At 63.7% G+C, this 6000-nt stretch carries 4 protein-coding genes; 3 read left to right on the top strand and 1 reads right to left on the bottom strand.

Annotation, left to right across the window (positions count from 1 at the left end; all coding sequences use genetic code 11):
• Positions 1 to 439: 439 nt before the first annotated feature.
• Positions 440 to 1438 (top strand): hypothetical protein, encoded by a 999-nt coding sequence (locus tag AC1DIO_RS32810; RefSeq protein WP_441508279.1) that lies wholly within the window; start codon positions 440 to 442, stop codon positions 1436 to 1438.
• Positions 1439 to 2438: 1000 nt separating this feature from the next.
• Positions 2439 to 3932 carry a sensor domain-containing diguanylate cyclase gene (locus tag AC1DIO_RS32815; protein ID WP_476854710.1) on the top strand — a complete coding sequence of 498 codons (1494 nt, stop codon included), beginning with the start codon at positions 2439 to 2441 and terminating at the stop codon, positions 3930 to 3932.
• 122 nt (positions 3933 to 4054) lie between these two features.
• Here the strand turns inward: AC1DIO_RS32815 and AC1DIO_RS32820 are convergent, their stop codons facing one another.
• Positions 4055 to 5200, bottom strand: coding sequence for an MFS transporter (locus AC1DIO_RS32820; protein ID WP_476770282.1), 1146 nt, complete (start codon positions 5198 to 5200; stop codon positions 4055 to 4057).
• A 193-nt stretch (positions 5201 to 5393) separates the two neighbouring features.
• On the opposite strand from AC1DIO_RS32820, the gene AC1DIO_RS32825 reads away from it, so the two are divergent.
• Complete coding sequence (locus AC1DIO_RS32825; RefSeq protein ID WP_441493704.1) at positions 5394 to 5549, top strand: c-type cytochrome; 156 nt, start codon at positions 5394 to 5396, stop codon at positions 5547 to 5549.
• The last annotated feature ends 451 nt before the right edge of the window (positions 5550 to 6000 follow it).

Genomic DNA, 6000 nt, shown 5'->3' on the forward strand with positions numbered 1-6000 from the left:
AGACCGGTGAAGGCGATTCCGGCCGTCGCCGTAGCGAAGATTGCAAGTTTGATCTTTGTCATTTCAGGTCCCCTGGACTTTCAAGACAGCAAGCGCTCGTGATGTTGAACCCTGCCATTATCGAAGTGGTGCGAAAATTGTACCTAGGGACATCAAATGTGCCGTCCAGTTCGGCGCGCGAAGAGGGCGGGCGTTTGGAGCATTTGCGTGGGACGGAAAGTCAAAGGCGAGACGCAGTGTCAAACTGTTAGCGTAAATTCCGGTTCTTTCCGGGGGGCTTTAAATTCGTTAAACGAGAGGATCGTCTTTGACGGTTAGCGCTACTATACATTGAGGCGGGGGATCGAAAACTCGGAGATCATCAGAATTTGGCTTGTGATGCCTGCGTCTATCTGGGCATCATGAGTGTTCCAGAGCTGATGGGCGGGAGATTAACTCCATGAAACGCCAAGCGACATCCAGTTGTGTTTCTGATGCCGCGGCCTCCCAACCGGTGTCGGGGCCCTGCGAAGCTGATATCCGCGCCCAACTCCACCGCATTTTAGAAAGCTGCGATTTCAAGGCGCCCGATCGGGTACGCCGGTTTCTGTCCTACGTGGTTGAACAGACGCTCGCTGGGCGGGCAGACCGCATCAAAGCCTATTCGGTCGCTGTCGAAGTCTTCGGCCGGGATACGAGCATCGACGTTCTGAACGATCCGGTCGTTCGTATCGAGGCCGGGCGGCTCAGGCGCGCCTTGGAGCTTTACTATTTCCTTGAGGGCAAGACAGACCCCGTCCTGATCGAAATTCCCAAAGGAAGCTACGTACCGAGCTTCTCCTGGCGACTGGACGATCAGACACTTGCCCAGCCTCTCTCAGCCCCAACGCCGCAGCCGAGGGCGCAAACCCGCGCATCATTCTTCGATTGGCTCAGGCGCCCCTGGCTCGTCGGCTCGGCTACCGCACTGGTGTTCGGCACTCTCTTGGCATTCATCGGGATGATAGACCAATCKCGACCGGCTGCGTCATCGACAAGCCCCCTTGGTCCTTCGCTTCTCGTCAAGGCCTTCACCAACCTCTCCCCGACCGCAGAAGCCGGTGCTTTCGCGACCGGTCTTTCCGAAGAGGTGCTTTCACAACTCGCGACCTTTCGGGAGTTGACGGTCGTTCGAAGCGAGGCTTCCAATGCGTTGGCGTCGCGGCGGTCCGTGGCCCGGCGCCATTTCGACGCCCGGCACATCCTTGAAGGCATGATCCGTGCTGGCGAGGGCAAACTCAGGATTACCAGCCGCCTCGTCGACCGAGACACATCAGCCATTATCTGGTCCGCAATTTACGAGGCCGATCTGCGTTCCGGGAATCTCATCGACCTCGAAAGTGGCGTAGCGCAAAAGATCGCCGTCGCGGTCGCTCAGGCCATTCGCGCCCCATCACGCCCGGTGTCGAACGCACGCTAAGGGCGAGACTATGCGCGAATCGCCCGGTATACGGGCTCGGCCCAACTTCCGCTTAAGCGCGCGATCTGGCCCCTCGATGAACCCGGCCTGACTTCTGCAAACCACTCATCCGGACGCTCCCAGGCGAGGGGAGGAGAGTCCGAGTTGGGTCGCAAGTGGATTCCCCGGACGCAGGCAGACTGTGCCAAGTTTGGCGGATACTGGCAGGCGTTGCCTTCACGGGGAGGGATGCGTCAGTCGGTCCGGCTGTCACACGCCAAGGATGCCGATGGTGCCGGGATCGGAAACGGCCTCGGCCATCGCGATCGCGTCGCTCTCGATCGAGACCGCGAGGYGGCAGTAATCATCGAAGCTGAACATCGCGCAGCGTTGGTCCTGGGACCGGTGGGTGATCACCTCCCAGATGACGTCGTACTCCTCGCAGACGCCGCGAAACCGGGGGCTTGCATTCGCGCGAAGCGATTGCGGAACGCGGGGAGCCTAAGCATGAGGCGGGCAAGCCCGCGTTCTTGAGCCGACATGGAACGCCCTCGTGAACCCACCAGAAGACATAGGCAATGAACGCATAGGCAAGGGCTGAAAGCAGGATCGATGTCGAGTATCATCGTTTCCACTAGAAATACTAACGCGGAACGCCAACAGCCTCAAATGTACTTTGGAGTGCGATCGACGATTTGTGCGTGAGATGCGGGATCGTAGTTAAGGCTGATTTATCGGGTTCGCAGAAAGTCGCCGCCGCCGGGGCTTCCAGGGCTTCCTTCAGATCGACGATTTGCGCCGGCTGCGCCTCGCAGGTCCCTGCGGACAGAGGGCAGGAGCAGGCGATGCTCCAGTATTGGCGTCGACGTGACGACCGCTCCCGCGCAGGCCGATCGGGCAGCGACCCGACGGGCGAACCTGCGCCACAACTTGCGGTATCATGGCGCCTGACGAATCAGGCTTGGCCGCCCCGGCGATCGGTGGCTTGAGCCCTCCGGGCAAGCCGGAATTGGAATGGTCGATGACAAGCGTGCCCCCTGCCATCACCCCTGTTGCCGCCGATGATCGGCATATGTTCGATCTCGCGCCCGTCTCGCTCTGGCTGGAGGATTATAGCGGCATCCAGGCGCTGTTTGCGGAATGGCGCACGCGGGGCGTCGACGATCTGCGCGCCTTCCTCGAAGCCGATATTGGGCGGGTCAAGGCCTGCTCCAGCCGCATCCGCCTGCTCAAGGTCAACCAGAAGACCCTGACCCTGTTCGGTGCCGACGACACCGCGCACCTGATGGCCAATCTCGACCAGGTCTTCCGGGCCGACATGCTGAAGAGCCATGTCGACGAGCTGGTCCAGCTCTGGGAGGGCAAGCTCGATTTCAGCAGCCGCACCGTCAATTACACGCTGTCGGGCGGCCGCCTCGACGTCCAGATCAACGGGCGCATCCTGCCGGGACATGAGGCGAGCTGGGACCGGGTGCTGGTCGCCATCGACGACATCACCGAACGCGAGCAGGCCCGGCGCGAGCTGGTGGCGAGCGAGGCCTATGCGCGCGGCCTGTTCGACCATTCGCCGGTCTCGCTCTGGGTCGAGGATTTCCGCCATGTCAAAGCCCTGCTCGACGATCTGCGCGAGCAGGGCATCGAGGATCTGCGCGTCTTCACCGAGGTGCACCCCGAATTCATCKACCGCTGCATGCACGAGATCAGGGTGCTCGACGTCAACAGGCACACGCTCGAGCTCTTCGCGGCGCGCGACAAGGCGCATCTGCTCGACAATCTCGACGAGGCTTTTCGCGGCGAGATGCGCGTCCCCTTCCGCGAGCAGCTCATCGATCTCTGGAACGGCAAGATCTTCCAGCAGCGCGAGGTGGTGAACTACAAGCTCGACGGCACCTTGCTCTACCTGCACCTGCAGTTCTCGGTGCTGCCCGGCCGTGAACAGAGCTGGTCGCTGGTCCAGGTCGCGCTGACCGACATCACGGCAAGGCGCAAGGCCGAGGCCTATCTCGAATTCCTCGGCAAGCACGACGTGCTGACCAAGCTCTACAACCGCAGCTTCTATGTCGACGAGCTCAACCGTCTCGAACGCAAGCGCACGCAGCGCGTCTCGCTGATGCTGGTCGATCTCAACGGCCTGAAACGCGTCAATGACGAGTGCGGCCATGGCGCTGGCGACGATCTGCTGCGCCGCGCCGGCGAGGTGCTCGCCAAGGCGGTGGACAAGCCGCTCTTCGCGGCACGGATCGGCGGCGACGAATTCGCCGTGGTGCTGCCGGGCGCCGGCACGGGCGAGGCGGGGCTGGTTCTGGCCAATGTCCAGCAGCTGATCGAGCTCAATAACCAGTTCCATGGCGACACGGCGCTCAGCCTTTCGCTCGGCATGGCCACCTCCGAGCCGGGCGAAACCATGGAGTCCCTGGTGAAACGGGCCGACCGGCTGATGTATGAGAACAAGCGCAGCTACTACGCCAGCAACGGTCACGACCGTCGCCGGCCGGACACGCCCCCCGCGCCCTGAGCTGGGGGCTCCAAGCGCCGGGCAGGGGCGATTGCGAAGGCCACAACGACCGTGAAGGGGTGGAGGCTGCCGGCATGGCAGGACTGAGCCGGGCCGAAGCTGTGAAGCGCGGGCGCCGACCCTCAGGTTTTGATGCGCGAGGACAGGCCGACGACGACCACGACCGTGATCATCAGGCAGCTCACGACGATCAGGGCCGTGGACAGGGAGACGGCCGTCATCACCGCGCTGGCCAGGATGACGCCGGTTGCGTTCGCGGTGCGAAGCAGGGCGAAGACCTCGGGCCGCTTCTTCGGAGGGGCGAGCGCGTCGAGAGCAAGCGAGTAATAGGTGCCGAGCGGGGCCAGAACCATTCCGACGAGGACCGCGCCAAGGACCGTGACCGCCAGCGAGATCTGGAGCGCGACGAGGATGGAGCCGACCGTCATGATCGTCAGCTGGATCAGGACAGCCCTGCGCGTCTGCATGCGGTTGCGAATGCTGACCCAGACACCGCCCGCCACCGAAGCCAGGCAAAGTGGCACCGTGAACAGGATCGCGAGCGTCGGTTGGTACCCGAAATGCAGGGCGAGAGCGACAGCGCCGATCTCGATCGCCGCCACGGTCGATCCACCTGCGGCGGCGCACATCAGCCAGAGCAGGATCGCCGGGCTCACCACGGACGCATCGGGATGATGCGCGTCCTCCACTGCGGCTGCGGCGGTCGTCGGCACCAGCAGGGCTGGAATCGCCCCGAGCGCCGCGACAACCAGCACGGCGAAGACCGGCGAGACGCCGCCCAGCCCGGAGGCGGCCACGGGAGCCAGGACGAACGTCACCTCGTTGAGGGTCGCCGAGATGCCGAGCGCTCGCGGCAATTTCGCAGCCGGCGCCAGCGCGTTGAGCACCGTGCGCAGATAGCCGAAGGCCGCGCCGTTCACCGCCCCTGCCAGCGCTGAGAATGCGACGAGCCAGCCGAACGCGGCCCCGTGGTGAGCCAGCACTGCGATGGAGGCCAGCGCAAGGGTCCGGAAGACCACCAGCAGCCGCAGGAACGTCGTCGGCGGGAAGCGTCTGCCGACCCGGGTGATCGGGATCGCACCGACCACTTGCGCGAGCGTCATCGCCAGGATCATCGCTGCGCCGCCGCTCGTGTCTCCCGTCAGAGCCAGGGCGACCAGCGCGAAGGCGACCGGCCCTGCGGCCTGCGGGACAGAGAGCGTCGCCGATGAGATGAACCACCGGACAAGCAGGGCAGTGCTTGATGTCCAAGGTCTGGGTTTAGTCACGCACGGGAACCAAAAAACGGGCCGGGCCGGCCCCGGAGATTTTAATCCCGCAACAGGACTGAGGACGTTCCCTCGCCGGCCTGCGTAGCAATATTCGGCATGCTGTCAATCGAGCGGGAAGAGCCCGGCAGCCCCGCCGCGTTGATGGCCGACCCGCCGTCGGTCACCATCGCTTCGCCCACCCGCCGCCGAAATCTTCTGGATCGTCAAAAACGGGGTTCGGATGACCGGCATGCCGTCCTTCGCGGACAGCCATGGCGACGACGACCTGCGGGCCGCCGTTGCCTTCGTGCAGACGCTGCCGGGCATGACGGAGGAGCAATATGCCGCCTATGAGAAGGCGCAGTGAAGTTCCACTGGAACGTGATGATCTCAGCCCAAGCAGCCGGGATGACTCAGATATTGGCACGAACGCGGGAGTCCGCGCCGATGACAAGGTCCAAGCTGATCGCCTCGCATCGAGATGGATGATGCGCTCAGTCTCTCCGGGCAGAGGGATGTGTGGCACGGCGGGCGAGCGCTGTGCTAAGTTTGGCCCGTCGCGTGCAAGCGAGATGAGGCGCCGGCTCGTCCGGTGGGATCGCGGTCATCCCGCGGATGCCGAGCCCCACAATTCGTCACGCCGACCTGATCATGAGGCGCACTCCCACTTTTGGTCGACGGGAGGACAGACCGATGCGACACACCCTGACCGACAAGGCGTTTGCGGTGGCCCTGGTCCTGGCCGCGACATCGCCAGCCTGGGCGCAGGATCACGCCCCGGGTTCAGCCAATCCCTCACCTGCAGCTTCAGCCACGAC

The sequence above is a fragment of the Allobosea sp. 05T439 genome, assembly GCF_056396005.1.